Annotated in this window: 17 protein-coding genes; 15 read left to right on the top strand and 2 right to left on the bottom strand. The window is 50.9% G+C overall.

The window, feature by feature from the left end:
- Positions 1–19: 19 nt before the first annotated feature.
- The 9 genes from Q9L42_RS16350 to Q9L42_RS16310 all read left to right on the top strand — a co-directional run bounded on the left by Q9L42_RS16350 (position 20) and on the right by Q9L42_RS16310 (position 8503).
- A complete protein-coding gene (locus tag Q9L42_RS16350; protein ID WP_305907355.1) occupies positions 20–1900 on the top strand; it encodes a type VI secretion system Vgr family protein in 1881 nt (626 codons plus the stop codon).
- A gap of 573 nt (positions 1901–2473) precedes the next feature.
- On the top strand, positions 2474–3055 hold the full coding sequence (locus Q9L42_RS16345; RefSeq protein WP_349431420.1) for a DUF6931 family protein: 582 nt from the start codon (positions 2474–2476) through the stop codon (positions 3053–3055).
- An 18-nt stretch (positions 3056–3073) separates the two neighbouring features.
- A complete protein-coding gene (locus tag Q9L42_RS16340; RefSeq protein WP_305907357.1) occupies positions 3074–3367 on the top strand; it encodes a PAAR domain-containing protein in 294 nt (97 codons plus the stop codon).
- Positions 3368–3555: 188 nt separating this feature from the next.
- On the top strand, positions 3556–4812 hold the full coding sequence (locus tag Q9L42_RS16335; RefSeq protein WP_349431419.1) for a glutamate-5-semialdehyde dehydrogenase: 1257 nt from the start codon (positions 3556–3558) through the stop codon (positions 4810–4812).
- A complete protein-coding gene (gene nadD / locus Q9L42_RS16330) occupies positions 4812–5432 on the top strand; it encodes a nicotinate-nucleotide adenylyltransferase (RefSeq protein WP_305907358.1) in 621 nt (206 codons plus the stop codon). Before Q9L42_RS16335 ends, nadD begins: the two co-directional genes overlap by 1 nt.
- A 14-nt stretch (positions 5433–5446) precedes the next feature.
- The gene (rsfS, locus tag Q9L42_RS16325; protein WP_305907359.1) at positions 5447–5794 is read left to right on the top strand and encodes a ribosome silencing factor; all 348 of its coding nucleotides are present in this window, start codon (positions 5447–5449) and stop codon (positions 5792–5794) included.
- A 222-nt stretch (positions 5795–6016) separates the two neighbouring features.
- Positions 6017–6706 carry a hypothetical protein gene (locus tag Q9L42_RS16320; protein ID WP_305907360.1) on the top strand — a complete coding sequence of 230 codons (690 nt, stop codon included), beginning with the start codon at positions 6017–6019 and terminating at the stop codon, positions 6704–6706.
- A gap of 8 nt (positions 6707–6714) precedes the next feature.
- Entirely contained in the window at positions 6715–7896 is a 1182-nt protein-coding gene (locus Q9L42_RS16315) for a flagella assembly protein FlgT middle domain-containing protein (RefSeq protein WP_305907361.1), read from the top strand.
- Positions 7897–7918: 22 nt separating this feature from the next.
- Entirely contained in the window at positions 7919–8503 is a 585-nt protein-coding gene (locus tag Q9L42_RS16310; RefSeq protein ID WP_349431418.1) for a lipase family alpha/beta hydrolase, read from the top strand.
- 469 nt (positions 8504–8972) lie between these two features.
- On the opposite strand, the gene Q9L42_RS16305 is transcribed toward Q9L42_RS16310, so the two are convergent.
- Positions 8973–10154 carry a pyridoxal phosphate-dependent aminotransferase gene (locus tag Q9L42_RS16305; protein ID WP_305907363.1) on the bottom strand — a complete coding sequence of 394 codons (1182 nt, stop codon included), beginning with the start codon at positions 10152–10154 and terminating at the stop codon, positions 8973–8975.
- 93 nt (positions 10155–10247) lie between these two features.
- On the opposite strand from Q9L42_RS16305, the gene uvrB reads away from it, so the two are divergent.
- The 6 genes from uvrB to Q9L42_RS16275 all read left to right on the top strand — a co-directional run bounded on the left by uvrB (position 10248) and on the right by Q9L42_RS16275 (position 15800).
- Complete coding sequence (gene uvrB / locus Q9L42_RS16300) at positions 10248–12254, top strand: excinuclease ABC subunit UvrB (protein ID WP_349431417.1); 2007 nt, start codon at positions 10248–10250, stop codon at positions 12252–12254.
- Positions 12255–12525: 271 nt separating this feature from the next.
- On the top strand, positions 12526–12969 hold the full coding sequence (locus Q9L42_RS16295) for a PGPGW domain-containing protein (RefSeq protein WP_305907364.1): 444 nt from the start codon (positions 12526–12528) through the stop codon (positions 12967–12969).
- 405 nt (positions 12970–13374) lie between these two features.
- Positions 13375–13887: a DUF3465 domain-containing protein gene (locus Q9L42_RS16290; protein ID WP_305907365.1), complete on the top strand. Its 513-nt coding sequence runs from the start codon at positions 13375–13377 to the stop codon at positions 13885–13887.
- 88 nt (positions 13888–13975) lie between these two features.
- Positions 13976–14335: a hypothetical protein gene (locus Q9L42_RS16285; RefSeq protein ID WP_305907366.1), complete on the top strand. Its 360-nt coding sequence runs from the start codon at positions 13976–13978 to the stop codon at positions 14333–14335.
- A 453-nt stretch (positions 14336–14788) separates the two neighbouring features.
- The gene (locus tag Q9L42_RS16280) at positions 14789–15121 is read left to right on the top strand and encodes a hypothetical protein (protein WP_349431416.1); all 333 of its coding nucleotides are present in this window, start codon (positions 14789–14791) and stop codon (positions 15119–15121) included.
- The gene (locus Q9L42_RS16275) at positions 15033–15800 is read left to right on the top strand and encodes an IS110 family transposase (RefSeq protein ID WP_349431415.1); all 768 of its coding nucleotides are present in this window, start codon (positions 15033–15035) and stop codon (positions 15798–15800) included. The genes Q9L42_RS16280 and Q9L42_RS16275 overlap by 89 nt, the downstream gene beginning before the upstream one ends.
- A gap of 618 nt (positions 15801–16418) precedes the next feature.
- Here Q9L42_RS16275 and Q9L42_RS16270 read toward each other — a convergent pair.
- The gene (locus tag Q9L42_RS16270) at positions 16419–17075 is read right to left on the bottom strand and encodes a hypothetical protein (protein ID WP_305907367.1); all 657 of its coding nucleotides are present in this window, start codon (positions 17073–17075) and stop codon (positions 16419–16421) included.
- Between the last annotated feature and the right edge of the window lie 123 nt (positions 17076–17198).

Here is a 17198-nt window from a genome sequence, read left to right as displayed (position 1 = left end):
TACCAGGAAGCTTTTAGTTATGAATCGCACTGTAAGAGTCATCACGCCGTTACCCGAAAATGAGCTCATTTTTGTCAGCATGAACGGTCGTGAGGAAATGGGACGGTTATTTGAATTTGAAGTCGATTTGCTCCGCGATCTGGAACAAGGCAATGTCGCCGTTAATGAGCTGCTCGGCAAAGGCATGACCATCGAGTTGGATTTGTCCGCCGGTGAAAGACGTTATTTTCATGGTGAGATCGTCAGCTTCAAGCATACGGGGTTACGTAATCGCTATAGCTGTTATCGGGCGTTATTGCGGCCTTATTTGTGGAATTTGACGTTGAATGCCGATTGCCGGATATTTCAGGATAAATCGATCAAGGAGGTGATCAAGGCGGTTTTGGCCACATACGGCTATGTTGATTTCGAAGATAAGTTGAACGGGACTTATCCGACCTTGGATTACTGTGTGCAATATCGGGAGAGCGATTTCGATTTTATCAGTCGCCTGATGGAGCAGGCCGGAATTTTCTACTATTTCAAGCATGACTCCGGTAAGCACACCCTAGTGCTTACCGATTCGAACAATAACTTTCAAACGGTGACCGGGTACTCGACGATTCCTTATTATCCTCCCGAAAACAAGGAGGCCCGAGGAAGGGACCATATTCATCAATGGTTGCAGGAAAATCAGATTACGACCGGTCAATACGAACTGAACGATTTTGATTTCGAATCGCCTAATTCGGATTTGACGGCGAGAAGCAAAAACATTGGAAGCTATACAAACAGCGATCAAGAGATTTATGACCCTCCCGGTAAATATACCGTCGTGTCTGAAGGAACGCAAATTACCAACACCCGCTTGGAAGAACAGCAAATGGCTTATTCCAGGAAGCGAGGTCAGGGCAATGCGGTCGGTTTAGCGCCTGGTATGAAATTTACCCTGGAAAATCATTATTTTGCCGAAGAAAATATCGAACATGTTATCGTGGCGGCATCCTATATCGTTCAAGGCGACGATCCGGCGGCTGCAATGGGAGGCAGTGGTGAGATTTTTCAATGCAGTTTCAGCGCCATCGACATTAACCAGGCCTATCGTTCGGCCAGCTTGACGCCGAAACCGGTGATTGCAGGCTCTCAGACGGCGATCGTGGTCGGCAAGGAAGGGGAGGAGATTTGGACCGATCAATATGGTCGGGTCAAAGTTCAGTTTCACTGGGACAGGGAAGGCGAAAACAATGAAAACAGTTCCTGTTGGGCCAGAGTCTCCCAGCCGATGGCCGGCAAGAATTGGGGATGGATCTCATTGCCTAGAATCGGTCAGGAAGTTATTGTCAGTTTCTTGGAAGGCGACCCGGATCGGCCGCTGATAACCGGGAGGGTCTATAACGACGAGCAAATGCCGCCCTATGAGCTGCCGGCCAATCAAACTCAGAGCGGCATCAAGACGCGCAGCACGAAACAAGGCGCGGCCGACAATTTCAACGAAATCCGTTTCGAAGACAAGATCGGCGAGGAAGAACTGTACATCCATGCGGAAAAGGATTGCAACCGGGTAGTGGAAAATGACGATACCTTGAAAATCGGTTTCGACAAGATGGATCCGGGCGATCAGACCGTGGATATCTACAATCACAGAACCGTGACCTTGGATCAGGGTAATGATACCTTGACAGTAAAAATGGGCGATCATTCGATCGATGTCGGCGCTGGAAAAAGCACGATTACCGCGGCTACCTCCATTGAATTAAAAGTCGGCTCCAACAGCATCAAAATCGATCAAAGCGGCATTACCATTAAAGGCATGATGGTGAAGATCGAAGGAACGACCAGTGCGGAAATGAAAAGCTCGATGACCACGGTGAAAGGAGATGGCATGCTGACCTTGAAAGGCGGCGTCATCATGATCAATTAGCATGCGAATTAACAGAGATGTGTGATAATCACCCAGCACCTAAATTATCCTTGAAGGTAAAATATAGTTATAGTCCTGTAGCCATGGAATTTAGGTGCTGGGGGCTTGACGGCAGCATCCTTACTGCCGACATCCTCGCCAAACACCCCCCAAGCCCTCTTTGTTATCTAAATTGGGAATTGCTAAGGTGACTTGTGGAGAAAGTGTATGCAGTATTCGAGCTTACATGGATGTATCCAAGGCGTCTTTCGGAACAAGTCGCCTGGGCCAGATTGCAACTCAATGATATTTTTCAAGAACGTAACTATTCAGTATCTTTCGGGTTTTAGGCAGTAGGTCATTGATTTCTCGGGACGCGTTCACCCAGCACCTAAATTAACGAAGATTATTAATCATAGCCAATAACCTAGGGTATTTAGGTGCTGGGTGAATACATCCATGTAAGCTCTGACTGCAACGTCCTGTTGCAGACAGCCCGATAAATCAATAACCTACTCCCTCTTAGTAAAACTACGCTGAATAATTACTCAAGAACGAACTTTAGCTCTTAATTCGTATTAAAGACTTGTTGCCATGACTGCGCAGAATCTAAAAAAAATAAACCAACCGATCGCATCAGAGATCGCCAAACTGTTTGAGCTGGACGAGCAGGGACAGGTGCTGTTGAGCGCCGAGATGACGCCGGCCGAATTCATCCGCGTTCTGATTGAAAACGAAGATTATCCCGATGTCGTCAGATTCATCGCCTATGCCTTGCCGAAAAGGGAAGCGACATGGTGGGCCTGCTTGTGCGCCCGTTCCTGTTTGAGCGAGCACGGTAAAGCAACCGATCAGAAAGCCATCGAACTGGCGGAGGCTTGGGTTTACAAGCCCACGCCTGAGCATTGCCAACCGAATTATCAGGCGGCCGAAGCCACCGCTTTCAAGACGCCAGCCGGTTGGGCGGCGATGGCGGCTTTCTGGAGCGGCGATAATATTTCCCCGGTGAAGGGCAATGTCGTGCCGCCGTCCGCCGACTTGCCGGCTAAAGCTGTGAGCGGAGCGGTCATGCTGGCGGCGGTGCAGGAAGGACCCGAAAAAATCAAGGAAAGATATCAGCGCTTCATACAGCAGGGTATCGATATAGCCGGTGGAGGCGATGGCAGAAAGATTTAATACGATTGAGAGGATGATATGGGACAACCTGCGGCAAGATTGACCGATATGCACACCTGCCCGATGTTCAACGGACCGGTTCCCCATGTCGGTGGCCCGATTACCGCCCCCGGAGCGCCAACTGTGCTGATCGGTTCAATGCCGGCCGCCCGAGTCGGAGACATGGCGACTTGTGTGGGACCGCCGGATAGCATAGTTAAAGGTTCTGCGACGGTATTGATCGGCTCGATGCCGGCTGCCAGGCTTGGTGATAGCACTTCTCACGGCGGCGTCATCGTCGTCGGCTGTCCGACGGTCCTGATCGGCGGCTAATCATCTTCCTCAGTTTTGCAGGAATGCCAAAAGCTGGGCTCACCATAGGATGCCGTCGACATCCTCGCCAAACACACCCCATGCCCTTTTTGAACGCCAAAGTGGGAATTGCTGGGATTGCTGTTTGCGGCTATCCAAGCAGCCTGGCTAACGTTATAATGCTCTATTTTTCCAGAGTAATAGCTAAAATGGATATAAAAGCCTATATGGGTCAGCTGGGGCAGCAGGCCAGAAAAGCAAGCAGGGAAATGGGCCGGGCGGACACCGGTAAAAAAAATCTGGCGTTGATTAAAATTGCCGAGGCGATCGCGGCGAACAGAGAACAACTGAGCATTGAAAACCAGAAAGACTTGCGGGCGGGCCAGGAAAATGGCCTGGAAGCGGCGCTGCTGGATAGACTGGAACTTAAGCCTTCTACCATCGATGCGATGACCGAAGGCTTGAAGCAGGTGGCGGCGCTGGCCGACCCGGTGGGCGGCATCAGCGACCTGAATTATCGGCCCAGTGGCATTCAGGTCGGTCAAATGCGCGTGCCTTTAGGCGTCATCGGCATCATCTACGAGTCTCGTCCCAATGTCACGATCGATGCGGCGGCCTTATGTCTTAAATCCGGTAACGCCTGTATCTTGCGTGGCGGCTCCGAAGCGATTCATTCCAATCAAGCCATTGCGGCCTGTATCGCCGAGGGCTTGGCCGCCGCCGGCTTGCCGGCCGAGGCGGTGCAGGTGGTTGAAACGACCGATCGTGCGGCTGTCGGCGAATTGATCTCGATGGACAGCTATGTCGATGTCATCGTGCCACGCGGCGGTCGAAGTCTGATCGAGCGTATCAGCAACGAGTCCACTATTCCCGTGATCAAGCATTTGGACGGCATCTGTCATGTCTATATCGACGACAAGGCGGACCTGAACAAGGCGGTGAATATCGCCGTCAATGCGAAAACGCATCGCTACGGCGTCTGTAATGCGATGGAAACTTTGTTGGTGGCGGAAGGCATCGCGACAAAGGTTTTGCCGCGACTGGCCGAACAGTTGCTCGTCAAGGGCGTCGAATTGCGCGGTTGTTTGAAGACCTGTTCCCTATTGCCGGACTGCGTGCGGGCGACCGAACAGGACTGGGTTACCGAATATCTGGCGCCGGTGCTGTCGATTAAGATCGTCGAAAGCCTCGATGAGGCAATCGAGCACATCAATCGATACAGCTCCGGCCATACCGAATCTATCGTCACCGAGGATTACACGTTGGCGCGGCGTTTTTTGCGTGAAGTCGATTCCAGTTCGGTGATGGTCAATGCCTCGACTCGATTTGCCGATGGCTTCGAATACGGCCTGGGTGCGGAAATCGGCATCAGCACCGATAAGCTGCACGCTCGCGGGCCGGTGGGCTTGAACGGCTTGACCACATTGAAATACATCGTGCTCGGTGACGGCCAAATCAGACAATAATGATTGGTGTTTATGGCGGCACGTTCAATCCGGTACATTACGGTCACTTAAGAACGGCGCTGGAAGTTAGCGAAGCTTTCGCGCTCGATGAAATCAGGCTGATTCCCTGCCGCTTGCCGCCGCATCGCCGACAGCCGCAAGCGTCGGCGGAACTTCGCTTGCGCATGTTGCAATTAGCCCTCTCCGGTGTGCCGGGTATGCGCGCCGATAGGCGAGAGCTGGATCGGGAAGGACCATCCTATATGGTCGATACTTTGCGCTCATTGCGTCGCGAGCTGGCCGATCAATCGATTTTGCTGTTTCTTGGCGTCGATGCCTTTGCCAAGCTGAAAACATGGCATCAATGGCGGCAATTGTTCGATTATGCGCATATCGTCGTGATGACTCGGCCCGGTCATCGGCATGATGAGCTGGATGATTTTTTCGACCGCCGCCTGGTTGAGCGGCCCGCGTTATTGCGCAAACAGCAAGCGGGCTATCTTTATTTTCAGCATGTCACTCAGCTCGATATTTCGGCCACCGCGATCAGAGAATTGATTGCGTTAAACAAAGATCCGCGCTTTTTATTGCCGGACTCCGTGATAGCCTATATCACAGAACACAAACTTTACCGAGGTTAACCATAGGAAATTGAATGCAAGCAGAAGAGTTAGTTAAAATCGTCGAAAAAGTCGTCGACGAACGTAAAGGTGCTAATATCACGGTCCTCGATGTTCGAGGCAAAACCACGATTACCGATTACATGGTGCTGGTAACCGGCACTTCCGAACGACATGCCAAATCATTGTGCGAGTACGTCTCTGAAAAGGTTAAAGAGCTGGGGATTCGTCATCCCGGCTTAGAAGGCCAGGAAGGTTCTGATTGGCTGTTGCTGGATCTGGGAGATGTGATCTTGCATGTGATGACGGCCCAGGCGCGGGAATTTTATCAGCTGGAAAAACTATGGTCGATGGACAGGGCTGAGGAAGCCGTTCAGCAATAAGGAAACATCCCGTTGGGATGAAGCCAACGATTGGGAAGGGGTATGCATCCCCTCCCCAATCCGCGCCCGATAAAGCAACATCGCTTCGCTTGTTGCGGGGCGCTCCTTTCGGCCTGAAGGCCGAGGTTTAAACCAGCAAGGAAGATTGATTAATTTGCTTTGCCGACTCAAGAAAAGTCATCCCGGGCCGATTAAGTAGCTGAGCAATAAGGGGATGCGGCGGTGACACAGATTATTTCCAGGTTATTATTCTTTTCCTTAGCGGCGATGATGCTGACCGCTTGCGCCGGATCCGGCGCAAGAATTAGCGAACAAGCCCAAGAAACCACTAAGGTTATGACGGCTTCCGGACAAGGCCGCTTCATTGAAGATGCGTCGCTGACTCGAGAACAGACCAGGTTAGCGGCGGAGCAGGCGGCCAAAATGGATGCCTATCGAGAGCTGGCAAGCTTGCTTTATCGAGAAGATCTTGGAGATGGCGGCACGGTCGGCGCCCAGGTCATGCGGGATGAAAGCTATCGCGTTTATTTCGATACTTATTTGCGCGAAGCAAAGGTCTTATCGTCACAAACCTTGGGAAAGGTCGTTCATGTCGACTTGACATTGGCGCTGACGGAACGTTTCTACCACTGCATGGCCGGTGAGACAAGGCGGGTGAGACAATGTTTGCTACAGGACGATAAAATTCCTTTTACCCGCATCGGCTATCGCAGCGCCGAGATCAAGACCGTCAATCTGGGCTGCGGCAGCGTCGATTGCAGCGGCCTGCTACACGTCAACGGTTTCGCCGACGGCAAGAATGCCTTCGATCGCGGTTTATTGAATGCTGGCTTGTATGACAGTGAATGGACGCTGAATACCGCCGGGCGCCTGTTCATCAACTATATCTTCCTTAACAGTATCCCCAAATAATTGTTTTGATGAAATTATTATGTCGCGCCTTGTTGCTTGCTGGTTTGTTATTGCAGGGGTGTGCTTCCACGACACCGGGATCGTCGGCGGTTTCCGGCAATGACGATCAATCTAAGGCGAAAGTTTTCAGCGCCGAAGGCCAGGCGGCCATCGTCGATAGCGATGTGTTTCAGGCCAGGCGGCAGGCGATACAAACGGCGATCAACAATGTCGCCGCTCAAGCAGGACATGGAAATGTCGATGTACTGACCAGCAATACCAAGGTGGTTGATGAGTGGCGGGAAGGCCGTGCTTATCATGTCCAAGTCTTGGCGAAGTTGTCGGAAAATCAAGCTTGCCAGGCGCCTTACCGGAAAAGAATCGTCGCGACCGCCTTTCCCATCGTCACTTCGGGGCAAATCAGCGGCAATGAATCTCAGGATATTTATGGCGGAATACCTAGAGAAATCAATAATTTGTTGTTGGAGTCAGGCGATTTCATCGCCCGTAACAAAACCGATATCTCCTTGTATTCGCGCCCCGATCTGGCGCCGGAAATCATGCGGGCCGACGACTATTTCGGTTCCAGCATTATCAATGTCGCGAGGCAGGCCGAGGCCCAGTTTGTCTTGTCTGGGGTGATCCGCGATTTCGAAGTGGAATCGGGCGAATATATCCGTGGCGCAGGCGTATTCGCCCAAATCAAGTCGGCCTTTCGTGAGGTAGTCGCCAGAAGAGGCATCACCCTTGATGTCTATGTACATGACGGTTTCAGCGGCGCCCTGTTGTTCCAACATCGTTATTCGGATTCGATACTCGGCGATGTCTGGATACCCAGCGGCTATTCGGTGGGCAGCGAACGCTTCAAGTCGACGCCGGCAGGAAACAAAATCACCGCCATCATTGAAATGGCGAGTGAGGATATCAGGCGTCTATTCAGCTGTTACCCGTTCGCCGCCCGCGTCGTTAAGGTGGACAACGATCGCATCGTGATCGCCGCCGGCTCTCAAGATAAAATTCAACGTGGCGATAATCTGGTGGTCTATGCGGCCGATAGCGCGACGCACGGACTCGGTGTGTCCGGGACCAATAAGGAGTCCATCGGCATGGTCAAAATAGACAGCGTCAATGCCGCGTTCGCGGTGGGTAGGCTGGCGCCGCCGCTGACCATTCGTAAGGTCAGGGTCGGCGATTGGGTTAAAAGCTGGTAGCCAATGGGGTAGGTGGCAGACTATGAGTCATCGTACTGTGTTAGTGCATGGCATCTTCAATTCGGCCTACGTCTTTACCGTCATGCGTAAACGCTTGGAAGCCCGAGGCATAGAGTGCTTCGCGCCTAGCTTGAAACCCCGGGACGGTCGTCACGGCATCGAGGATTTGGCGCTAAAATTAAAAACAGCAATCGATGAACGATTTGGCGAAGACCAGTCGATTCATCTAATCGGTTTCAGCATGGGCGGCATTGTCGCCCGTTACTATCTGCAAAAATTGGAAGGTCATCAACGCGTTAAGCTTTTTTTCACCATTTCATCGCCCCATCATGGCAGTTATTTGGCCTATTGCTATCCCGGCAAAGGCGCCAGGGATCTACGTCCGAACAGCGTGCTGTTGCAAAATTTACAAGGTGATGACGACAAATATCAGTGCATGCGTGTTTACTCATACTGGACTCCGTTCGATTTGATGATTATTCCGCCCAGCAGCTCAATTTGGCCGCTGGCCGAAAATAAACAATTCCGTTCATTGCTGCATATAATGATGCTATTCAATCGTTCGCTGACCGAGCATATAAGCCGCGTAATACTTGGCCAGGCGTAATTTTTAGCAATTCCCAATTTGGAGAACAGAGGGCATGGGCGTTCCTCGACAGACACTTCCCAGGCCGTAAACATGGGAATTGCCGCTAATGATTAGAATCGCTGGGCGTTGTGGTTTTAGCTTGGCGCAGGATAGACAGATTCAGGACGGGGTCGCGCGCCTCCGTCATACACATGAGTTTTCTTTCCTACGGCCTAAACCCTGACAGATACTGAATAGTTACCAGAATTGTAACTATTCAGTATCTTTCTGGTTTTAGGCAGTAGGTCATTGATTTCTCGGGGCGCGTGAATACATCCATGTAAGCTCTGACTGCAACGTCCTGTTGCAGACAGCCCGATAAATCAATAACCTACTCCCTCTTAGTAAAACTACGCTGAATAATTACCCAGAATTTTACTAAAGGGGGGGGCGGCGACGGAGGAGGCGCCGTTTGGCTTCTCCTCCGTTCGCATGATCGGCAAGCGGCTTAGATTGCTTGCTTGATGCGATCCAAGGCCTTGGAAAGGTTTTCCATGCTGGTGGCGATCGAGATTCTGATGTGGCCCGGGCAACCAAACGCACTGCCTGGAACCAGCGCGACGCCGGCTTTTTCGATTAGATATTCGGCGAAGTCCAGATCGCTGTCGATGCCGTCGAGACGCTTGATCACGCCGTCGACATTAGGGAAGACATAAAAAGTGCCGTCGGTATGTAAGCAATCGACGCCCTCCAGCTTATTCAATTCTTCGACGACAAAATCGTGGCGCTTCTTGAACTCGACCAGCATCGTGTCGATGCAGCCTTGATCGCCGTTCAGCGCTTCCTCGGCCGCCACTTGTGAAATCGAAGTCGGATTGGATGTGCTTTGCGACTGAATTTTGCGCATGGCGCCGATCAGCTCGGCGGGGCCGGCCGCATAACCGATGCGCCAACCGGTCATCGAATAGGCCTTGGATACACCGTTCAGCACCATCGTGCGATCGTAGAAATCCGGATTGGCGTTCAGGATGTTCACGAAGCTGCCTTTTTTCCATAGGATATGCTCATACATATCATCGGTGGCGATGAGGATGTCGGGATAATCTCTCAATACTTCACCCAGCGCCTTCAACTCCTCCAGGGTATAAGCCGAGCCGGTAGGATTGGAAGGGCTGTTGATGACCATTAAGCGGGTTTTGTCGGTGATGGCGGCGCGCAATTGTTCCGGAGACATCTTAAAATTTTGCGCCTGATTGGTTTCCACGACAACTGGGACGCCGTCGGCCAACAACACCATGTCCGGATAGGAAACCCAATAAGGCGCCGGCACGATGACTTCATCGCCCGGATTCAACAAAGCCTGGGCCAGGTTATAGAAACTTTGTTTGCCGCCGCAGGAAACCAGAATCTGATTCAGTTGATAGTCAAAGTTGTTATCTTTGTTGAATTTATTGATGATGGCCTGTTTCAAACTGGGAATGCCATCAACCGCCGTATATTTGGTAAAGCCATTTTTCAGCGCTTGAACGGCTGCAGCCTTGATGTGTTCAGGCGTGTCGAAATCCGGCTCGCCGGCGCCCAGGCCGATGATATCGTTTCCGGCGGCGCGCATTTCCGCGGCTCTTGCCGTGATTGCCAGGGTCGGTGATGGTTTAACGGCTTTAACTCTATCTGAAAGTTGAATGCTCATAATTACTCAGTCGAAGTCATTATCAAAATAACCAACTATTATACTCCATGTATAATAATGAACCAGATGTCCAGAGCTATTAAAGTCCAATAAGTGAAAAAAAAATTTAGAATTCAAAGCCGCTATCAACCGGCCGGCGACCAACCGGAAGCGATCAGACAACTGGTGGAAGGCGTCAACGACGGCGAATTGCATCAGACTTTATTAGGCGTCACCGGCTCCGGGAAGACTTTCACCGTCGCCAATCTGATCAACGAAACCCAGCGGCCGGCGATGATTTTGGCGCCCAACAAAACCTTGGCCGCTCAACTCTATGGGGAAATGAAAGAATTTTTTCCCGAGAACAGCGTCGAATATTTCGTCTCCTATTACGATTATTATCAGCCGGAAGCCTATGTGCCGGCTTCGGATACCTTCATCGACAAGGATGCGTCGTTGAATGAACATATCGAGCAGATGCGCCTGTCGGCGACCAAGGCCCTGATCGAGCGGCGCGATACCGTCGTTGTCGCCACGGTATCGGCGATTTACGGCTTGGGTGAACCGGAATCCTATTTCAAGATGGTGCTACATCTGGTGCGCGGCGACATCATCTCCCAGCGCGATATCGTACGGCGTCTGGCGGAAATGCAATATACCCGTAATGACACCGAATTGCGCCGCGCCACTTATCGGGTCAGAGGCGAGGTTATTGATGTGTTTCCGGCTGAATCGGAAGAGCAGGCGCTCAGAATCGAATTGTTCGACGATGAAATCGAACGTCTGTCGATGTTCGATCCATTGACCGGAGAAGTCTTGCATCGATTGGCGCGGTTCACTATTTACCCGAAAACGCATTATGTGACCCCCAGGGATCAATTGTTGAATGCGGTCGAAGCGATCAAAGTGGAATTGGCCGAACGATTGGAGCAACTGCGTTCGTTGAACAAGCTGGTCGAGGCTCAACGTCTCGAACAACGCACCTTGTTCGATATCGAGATGATACTGGAAGTCGGTTATTGCTCCGGCATCGAAAATTACTCGCGCTATTTGTCGGGAAGAGGGCAAGGCGAATCGCCGCCGACCATGTTCGATTATCTGCCGCCCGATGCGTTGGTTATCGTCGACGAAAGCCATGTCACCATCCCGCAAATCGGCGCGATGTACAAGGGCGATCGCTCGCGCAAGGAAACCTTGGTCGAATACGGATTCAGGCTGCCGTCGGCGTTGGATAACCGGCCGCTCAGGTTTGAAGAATTCGAGCAGAAAGCCGGTCAGCGCATTTATGTATCGGCCACGCCGGGGCCTTATGAGAGAGAACACTCCGGCGTCTTTGTCGAGCAGGTGGTCAGGCCGACAGGGCTGTTGGATCCGGTTGTCGAAGTACGCCCGGCCAGCACCCAGGTCGACGACTTGTTGTCGGAAATCAATAAACGCGTCGACAAAAAAGAACGCGTGCTGGTCACCACCCTGACCAAGCGCATGTCGGAGGATCTGACCGATTACCTGATGGAGCATGACGTCAGGGTGCGCTATTTGCATTCCGACATCGACACCGTCGAAAGGGTGGAGATTATTCGCGACTTACGTCTGGGTCAGTTCGATGTGCTGGTCGGCATCAACTTGCTCAGGGAAGGCTTGGATATACCGGAAGTCTCGTTGGTGGCGATCCTCGATGCCGACAAGGAAGGCTTTCTGCGCTCTCAGGTTTCGCTGGTGCAAACCATCGGTCGCGCCGCCCGCAACTCCAATGGCATGGCGATACTCTATGGCGATAAAATCACCCGCTCGATGCAGTATGCCATCGATGAAACCGAGCGTCGCCGGGAAAAACAACAGGCCTTCAATCGTCAGCACAATATCCAGCCCACGACCATTTTTAAATCGGTCACCGACATACTGGAAGTCGCTATACCCGGCTCCGGCGGCGCCCTGGCTCACGTCAAGACCAAGGTGGCCGAATCGGCCGCCGAATATCAGGCCCTGACCCCGAAACAGGCGGCGAAGAAACTGAAGCAGCTGGAAGACAAGATGTACCAGCACGCCAAAAACCTGGAATTCGAAGAGGCGGCCAGAGTCCGCGACGAGATCAAGCTCTTGCAGGCCGAAGTGGTGGTTTGATAGTTTAAAGTCCAACAACCATGCTTGGTTGCCTCAGTGTAGAGGGGGGCAATGAGGATTAATATTAACTTATCAGGGCTGATTGACTTGATAAGCAATTGCTTTTGCATCTAATTGGAAATTACGGCCTGCCCAATGAGGCAGGCGAACAATGGGTGATAAAATGTCGAGCGTAAGGCCAGGGTTGATGGCTGGTGAAATTGAGTCGCTTTCCCAGGGTTAAAACGACTAAGTCAGGGTTATCCTTATTATTGTTTTCGAGGTGCAGAATTTGTCTTTGGTCGAGTTTTTGGATTTTCTTTGGGAAAATGAGACGGTTTTATGGCTGTTGAGTGCATTCTCCCTGATATCGTTTCTTGCATCCATCGTGTTGATTCCTTTTCTGGTCATTCGTATCCCGGTGGATTATTTTGTCGAGGAATATTGCCATCTGACTCCATGGGCATGTCAGCATCCGGTGATTCGCTGGATAGTCCTTGTCGTAAAAAACTTCTTGGGCGTGGTTTTTATCATTTTCGGCCTTGCCTTGCTGTTATTACCAGGGCAGGGTTTGTTGACGATCTTTATCGGCATCCTCTGTTTGAATTTTCCGGGTAAAAAACGGCTGGAGCGCTGGTTGATTCAGCGTTCGTCGGTGAGACTCGCGGTTGGCTGGTTGAGGCAGAGAGCGGGGCGGCAACCGCTAAGGTTTCAAAACAAGCGTGACGGCAGGTAGGTTGGGTTTGAGCCTATCAGAAAGCAGAACTTTTGGCTGTGTAAAAATTATACAGTCCTGAATAGTGTTTTTAATTCAAATAAATAGAAAGTTTTTAACGTGTTATCCACAGGTTTATGCTCAGAAATTGTGAAGAACTGTGTGTTTGATTGTCGATGGTCGACAACCGTCCACACCGAACTAACAGCTTTTCGAAAGACGTTCGAACAGTCCTTAAGCCTTGTCAGTAAAGGCTTGGGCAGGATTTTCCCCATAAAGTCCGCTGACTAATAATAATTGTTATTGGCTGTGGACGATGAGAGGGAGGGCAAATATCTGTGGATGGGGAGAGCAGGGAGCTACTTTTGCTCCGTTGAGCAGAAGCGTAATTGCCGGTTTACTGCATAACATCACCGGCCTTATGCGATGTCCATCGTTATTTCGCCTGAGATTGGTGTTTATTATTGTTGGGGCTCGATCCTATTTCCCATTAATGGTCATGATATGAAAAAGATTGCATTCCTCATTGTTGTTGCGGCACTGACCAATAGTTACCTCCAAGAGCAAGGCATCTCAATGCCAAGCCTTGCTTCGGCGTACGAAGGTTCCGACAATACGCTACAAATAGCCTACGAAAACCGGCAGAGTGATATACAGGTTCGAGGGAAAGGCGCTGTCATCAGGCTATTGCCCGATGACCTGGACGGGTCCAGACACCAAAAATTCATCTTGAAAATGAGTAGCGGTCAAACATTATTGGTGTCGCACAACATCGATTTGGCTCCGAGAATAAACGGAATAAGATCGGGTGACAGCGTTGAGTTTTATGGTGAATATGAGTGGAATTCAAAAGGCGGCGTTATCCATTGGACACATCACGATCCAAATAATGTCCACACTGAAGGTTGGCTGAAACATCAAGGCAGAACATATCAATAAAGCAAGCTGCTGAACTGATATTTGGCATTTCCGCTTTACTTATGCTGATGTAGACTATGATTGAGACGGATATAATTAGAGAGGCATTATGACATTTAAAGACCGTTGGCAACGCAATAAAGCTAGAAAAGCAGCAAGAAAACACCGTAAGATCGACAGCTCGGAGCCAATGTGCTTTGGATTCGGCTGGTACAGCGAAGAGGAATGGACAAAACTTATCGAGGTTGTGTCGGATCGATCAGAACTGGATGACACCTATCAGGACTGGGAAAAGAACGCAACAAACGCGCTTCAGATGTTACGTAATCAAGGAATCGAAGCGACGAAGGTGATGGTTAAGGTGGCAGACCTTCAGCAGTGGTGTCAAAAGCAAGGCCGGCCTATCGATGGGGAGACGAGGGCCGAATATGTAAGTCATCTGCTGTCTTCCCAAGATGAAACGACCTAGTACTGCATCCATTTTCATCTGACGAGTTGTCTGCTTTAGCAAGCGCATAAATTCTTAGGTATTTTTTTATGTCTTTACCCGCCATTAGAATAACGGTGCTGTACCGGTACTCAATCATGTCATATATGACGGGTACTCGGTAGGCGCCAGCGATTCCCTGTTTGAGCATTTTTTCGGTGTTTAGGGCATGGGGTATGTCTGTCGAGGAGCGCCGTTCACCCAGCACCTAAATTATCCTGGCATGTAAAATATAGTCCAGTAACCATGGAATTTAGGTGCTGGGTAAACCCATCCCTGGGGGCTTGACGGCAGCGTCCTTGCTGCCGACATCCTCGCCAAACACACCCCATGCCCTTTTTGAACGCCAAAGTGATGATATGGACTCCTCTCCACCCTCTAACGGTGTCACAATACACCTACTAACAACTTAAACAGAACAAAGAGGAGTTCGAGATGAATCTTAACGTAGTGGGTTTAGATATTGCAAAACTAGTGTTTCATATGTTCATGATGCAAGACGGCAAAGCAAAGAAAAAGAAATTGAAACGGTCGGAACTGTTGGCCTTTGTGGCTCAGATGCCGGTGAGCGTGATCGCGATGGAAGCCTGCGGCGGCGCTCATCATTGGGCCCGGGCATTTCAGGCCCTGGGCCACGAAGTAGTGCTGTTGAATACTCGCTTCGTGAAGGCATTCGTGGTTGGCAATAAAACGATTACAACGACGCCGAGGCGATTTACACGGCGGCCTGCCAGCCGAACAAACGCAGCGTGGCGATCAAGGCATTGAGCAGCAAGACTTAGCCATGCTGCAAGGTGTCCGGCGAGGTAAGGTGGACGAACGCACGGCCTTGGTCAATCAAATGCGCGGTTATCTGGCTGAACGAGGCATCGTGCTGCCGCGTAGCGTGAATCAGTTCAGAAAACAACTGCCCAGTATTCTGGAGGACGGGGAAAATGACCTCAGCACGCTGAGCCGGAAGCTGTTTGCCGAGCAGTATCAAGCGCTGAAAGCCTTGGACGAAGCGATCCGGGCTCTGGACCGGGAAATTACGGCAGTATGCCAAAACAATGCCTTAGCCCGACGATTGCTTGACATACCGGGTATCGGTCCTTTGACCGCCATTTTGGCCACGGCTGACGTCGGCGATGGCAAGGGTTATGATTCGAGCCGAGATTACGCGGCCAGCTTGGGCGTGGTGCCAAGGCAGCACAGCAGCGGCGATAAGCAGGTATTACTGGGCATCAGTAAACGCGGCAACCGCCAATTGCGCACATCCTTGATTCACGGGGCAAGAGCGGTGCTGAAATACTGCGGTGACAAGAGCGACCCCTTGAGCCTGTGGCTCAAAGGCTTGATTGAACGGCGAGGCTTCAACAAAGCGGCCGTGGCTTTGGCCAACAAGAACGCCCGGATCATTTGGGCGCTGGCAACGCGTGGCGGCGATTACGTGCCACAAATGGCCTAAGCCGATGAAAACCGGGTTATCCACCCTTTGCCCACAAGCTCCGAGCACGATTGAAGGGCTCTACGCATGTGGACAAAGCGTGGATAACCCTAACAACACTGTAGTAAACGAGTTCAACCAAATTGCGGAGGCAAGACTCTCAAAGTGATGACATTCAACAGGTCAGACCGGCGCTTTTAAAATCCGTTATTCCCGAAGATTCCTTGAAATCGGCAAAGTGATAGAGATAAAAGCGCGCGGATAGCTTCATCAGGGCCCGAAGGTCGATAAATACCTTCATCAAGAGGCCGAATATATGGCGGCAATCTCGATCTCTGTTGGAAACATCATTTTTGAACAATCTTGGCTTGCAATTGGAGAGGAGTCCATATATGGGAATTGCTGCCTTTATGACCATTCATTTGATATCTGGCTGGAAACAGGGTACTGCGCCAGTAGGCCGCCTGGTGAGAAACAGGGCCCCTAGAACGGATGATGAAGGCTGTATCGTGCTGGAGATTTCCTTTCCCAGCAAGATCAATGAATGACAAGCGGTCTCGCTGCATCATTTTAATTGCCGGGCAAAAAAGCACAGCCGACAGAGAAAACAGCGGGTGTGAGCCTATTTAAAAACTGAGTTCAATCGATTTCTTCGATAATTTTCTTGATTTTGTTCAGCACTTGCTGCCGTTGTTTCGGGGAAAGCGCTTTAATGTCCCGTTCAAAATCGGCCAGATTGTATCCCGGTTGCTGGGTCTCCCCATTTGACAAAGTCACCCCGCAGTCAGCCAAGACCTTCTGAATCGGCTCGGCGGCGCCGTCTAACGGTATCTTGCTGGATAATACCGTCTTGATCAAGGTATGGGCGCGGATGAAAATCGCTTTACCGGATAGCATGTCCTCGACGATGCCGACAACGTTCTCATCGGTATATCCGCGACGCTTGCTGTCCGGATAGGTTTTCATGGTAATGGACACCGGTCTTTTTTGGTCTATTTGATAGTCAAAATCAAAAGAGCTGCCGCGAGAGGTAAGCAGGCTGTAGGCATCTAGCGCAAATTGCAGGTTATGGTCTTTACAAATGATCTCAAGCCTGAGTGTGTCATTAACACCTCGTTGGGGCAAGGGCGATCGCACGAAGCTGAAGCTGGCATTAGTCCAATTATCCGCTTCCTGATGATAGGTCCACGAATCCATCTCTTGCCGTGTTTCCGCAAAACCAGGCGCCGGCGAGGCGATCGCTAGCGCCAAAAATAATCGTGCGAGGGATGAGCGTATCAAACAGCTATATTTCATCATGCAATCCTGAATAATGGCGAAAGGGGATAGCCCGGGTATGTAAGTTTATGACAAAACGCCGGTCGTAATCTCGTGATAGCGATAAGTCACCTTATCTTAACGTGAGCCGGTGATTAGTTT

Origin of the sequence: Methylomarinum sp. Ch1-1 (assembly GCF_030717995.2) — a bacterium.
In the GTDB taxonomy this organism is placed as follows: Bacteria; Pseudomonadota; Gammaproteobacteria; order Methylococcales; family Methylomonadaceae; genus Methylomarinum; species Methylomarinum roseum.
This window is presented reverse-complemented; position numbering and strand designations above follow the sequence as displayed.

Excerpts from the sequence above, each read along its gene's own strand:
- Q9L42_RS16350 (WP_305907355.1), top strand. The coding sequence starts at position 20 with ATGAATCGCACTGTAAGAGTCATCACGCCGTTACCCGAAAATGAGCTC.
- Q9L42_RS16345 (WP_349431420.1), top strand. The coding sequence starts at position 2,474 with ATGACTGCGCAGAATCTAAAAAAAATAAACCAACCGATCGCATCAGAG.
- Q9L42_RS16340 (WP_305907357.1), top strand. The coding sequence starts at position 3,074 with ATGGGACAACCTGCGGCAAGATTGACCGATATGCACACCTGCCCGATG.
- Q9L42_RS16335 (WP_349431419.1), top strand. The coding sequence starts at position 3,556 with ATGGATATAAAAGCCTATATGGGTCAGCTGGGGCAGCAGGCCAGAAAA.
- nadD (WP_305907358.1), top strand. The coding sequence starts at position 4,812 with ATGATTGGTGTTTATGGCGGCACGTTCAATCCGGTACATTACGGTCAC.
- rsfS (WP_305907359.1), top strand. The coding sequence starts at position 5,447 with ATGCAAGCAGAAGAGTTAGTTAAAATCGTCGAAAAAGTCGTCGACGAA.
- Q9L42_RS16315 (WP_305907361.1), top strand. The coding sequence starts at position 6,715 with ATGAAATTATTATGTCGCGCCTTGTTGCTTGCTGGTTTGTTATTGCAG.
- Q9L42_RS16310 (WP_349431418.1), top strand. The coding sequence starts at position 7,919 with ATGAGTCATCGTACTGTGTTAGTGCATGGCATCTTCAATTCGGCCTAC.
- Q9L42_RS16305 (WP_305907363.1), bottom strand. The coding sequence starts at position 10,154 with ATGAGCATTCAACTTTCAGATAGAGTTAAAGCCGTTAAACCATCACCG.
- Q9L42_RS16290 (WP_305907365.1), top strand. The coding sequence starts at position 13,375 with ATGTCCATCGTTATTTCGCCTGAGATTGGTGTTTATTATTGTTGGGGC.
- Q9L42_RS16285 (WP_305907366.1), top strand. The coding sequence starts at position 13,976 with ATGACATTTAAAGACCGTTGGCAACGCAATAAAGCTAGAAAAGCAGCA.
- Q9L42_RS16280 (WP_349431416.1), top strand. The coding sequence starts at position 14,789 with ATGAATCTTAACGTAGTGGGTTTAGATATTGCAAAACTAGTGTTTCAT.
- Q9L42_RS16270 (WP_305907367.1), bottom strand. The coding sequence starts at position 17,075 with ATGAAATATAGCTGTTTGATACGCTCATCCCTCGCACGATTATTTTTG.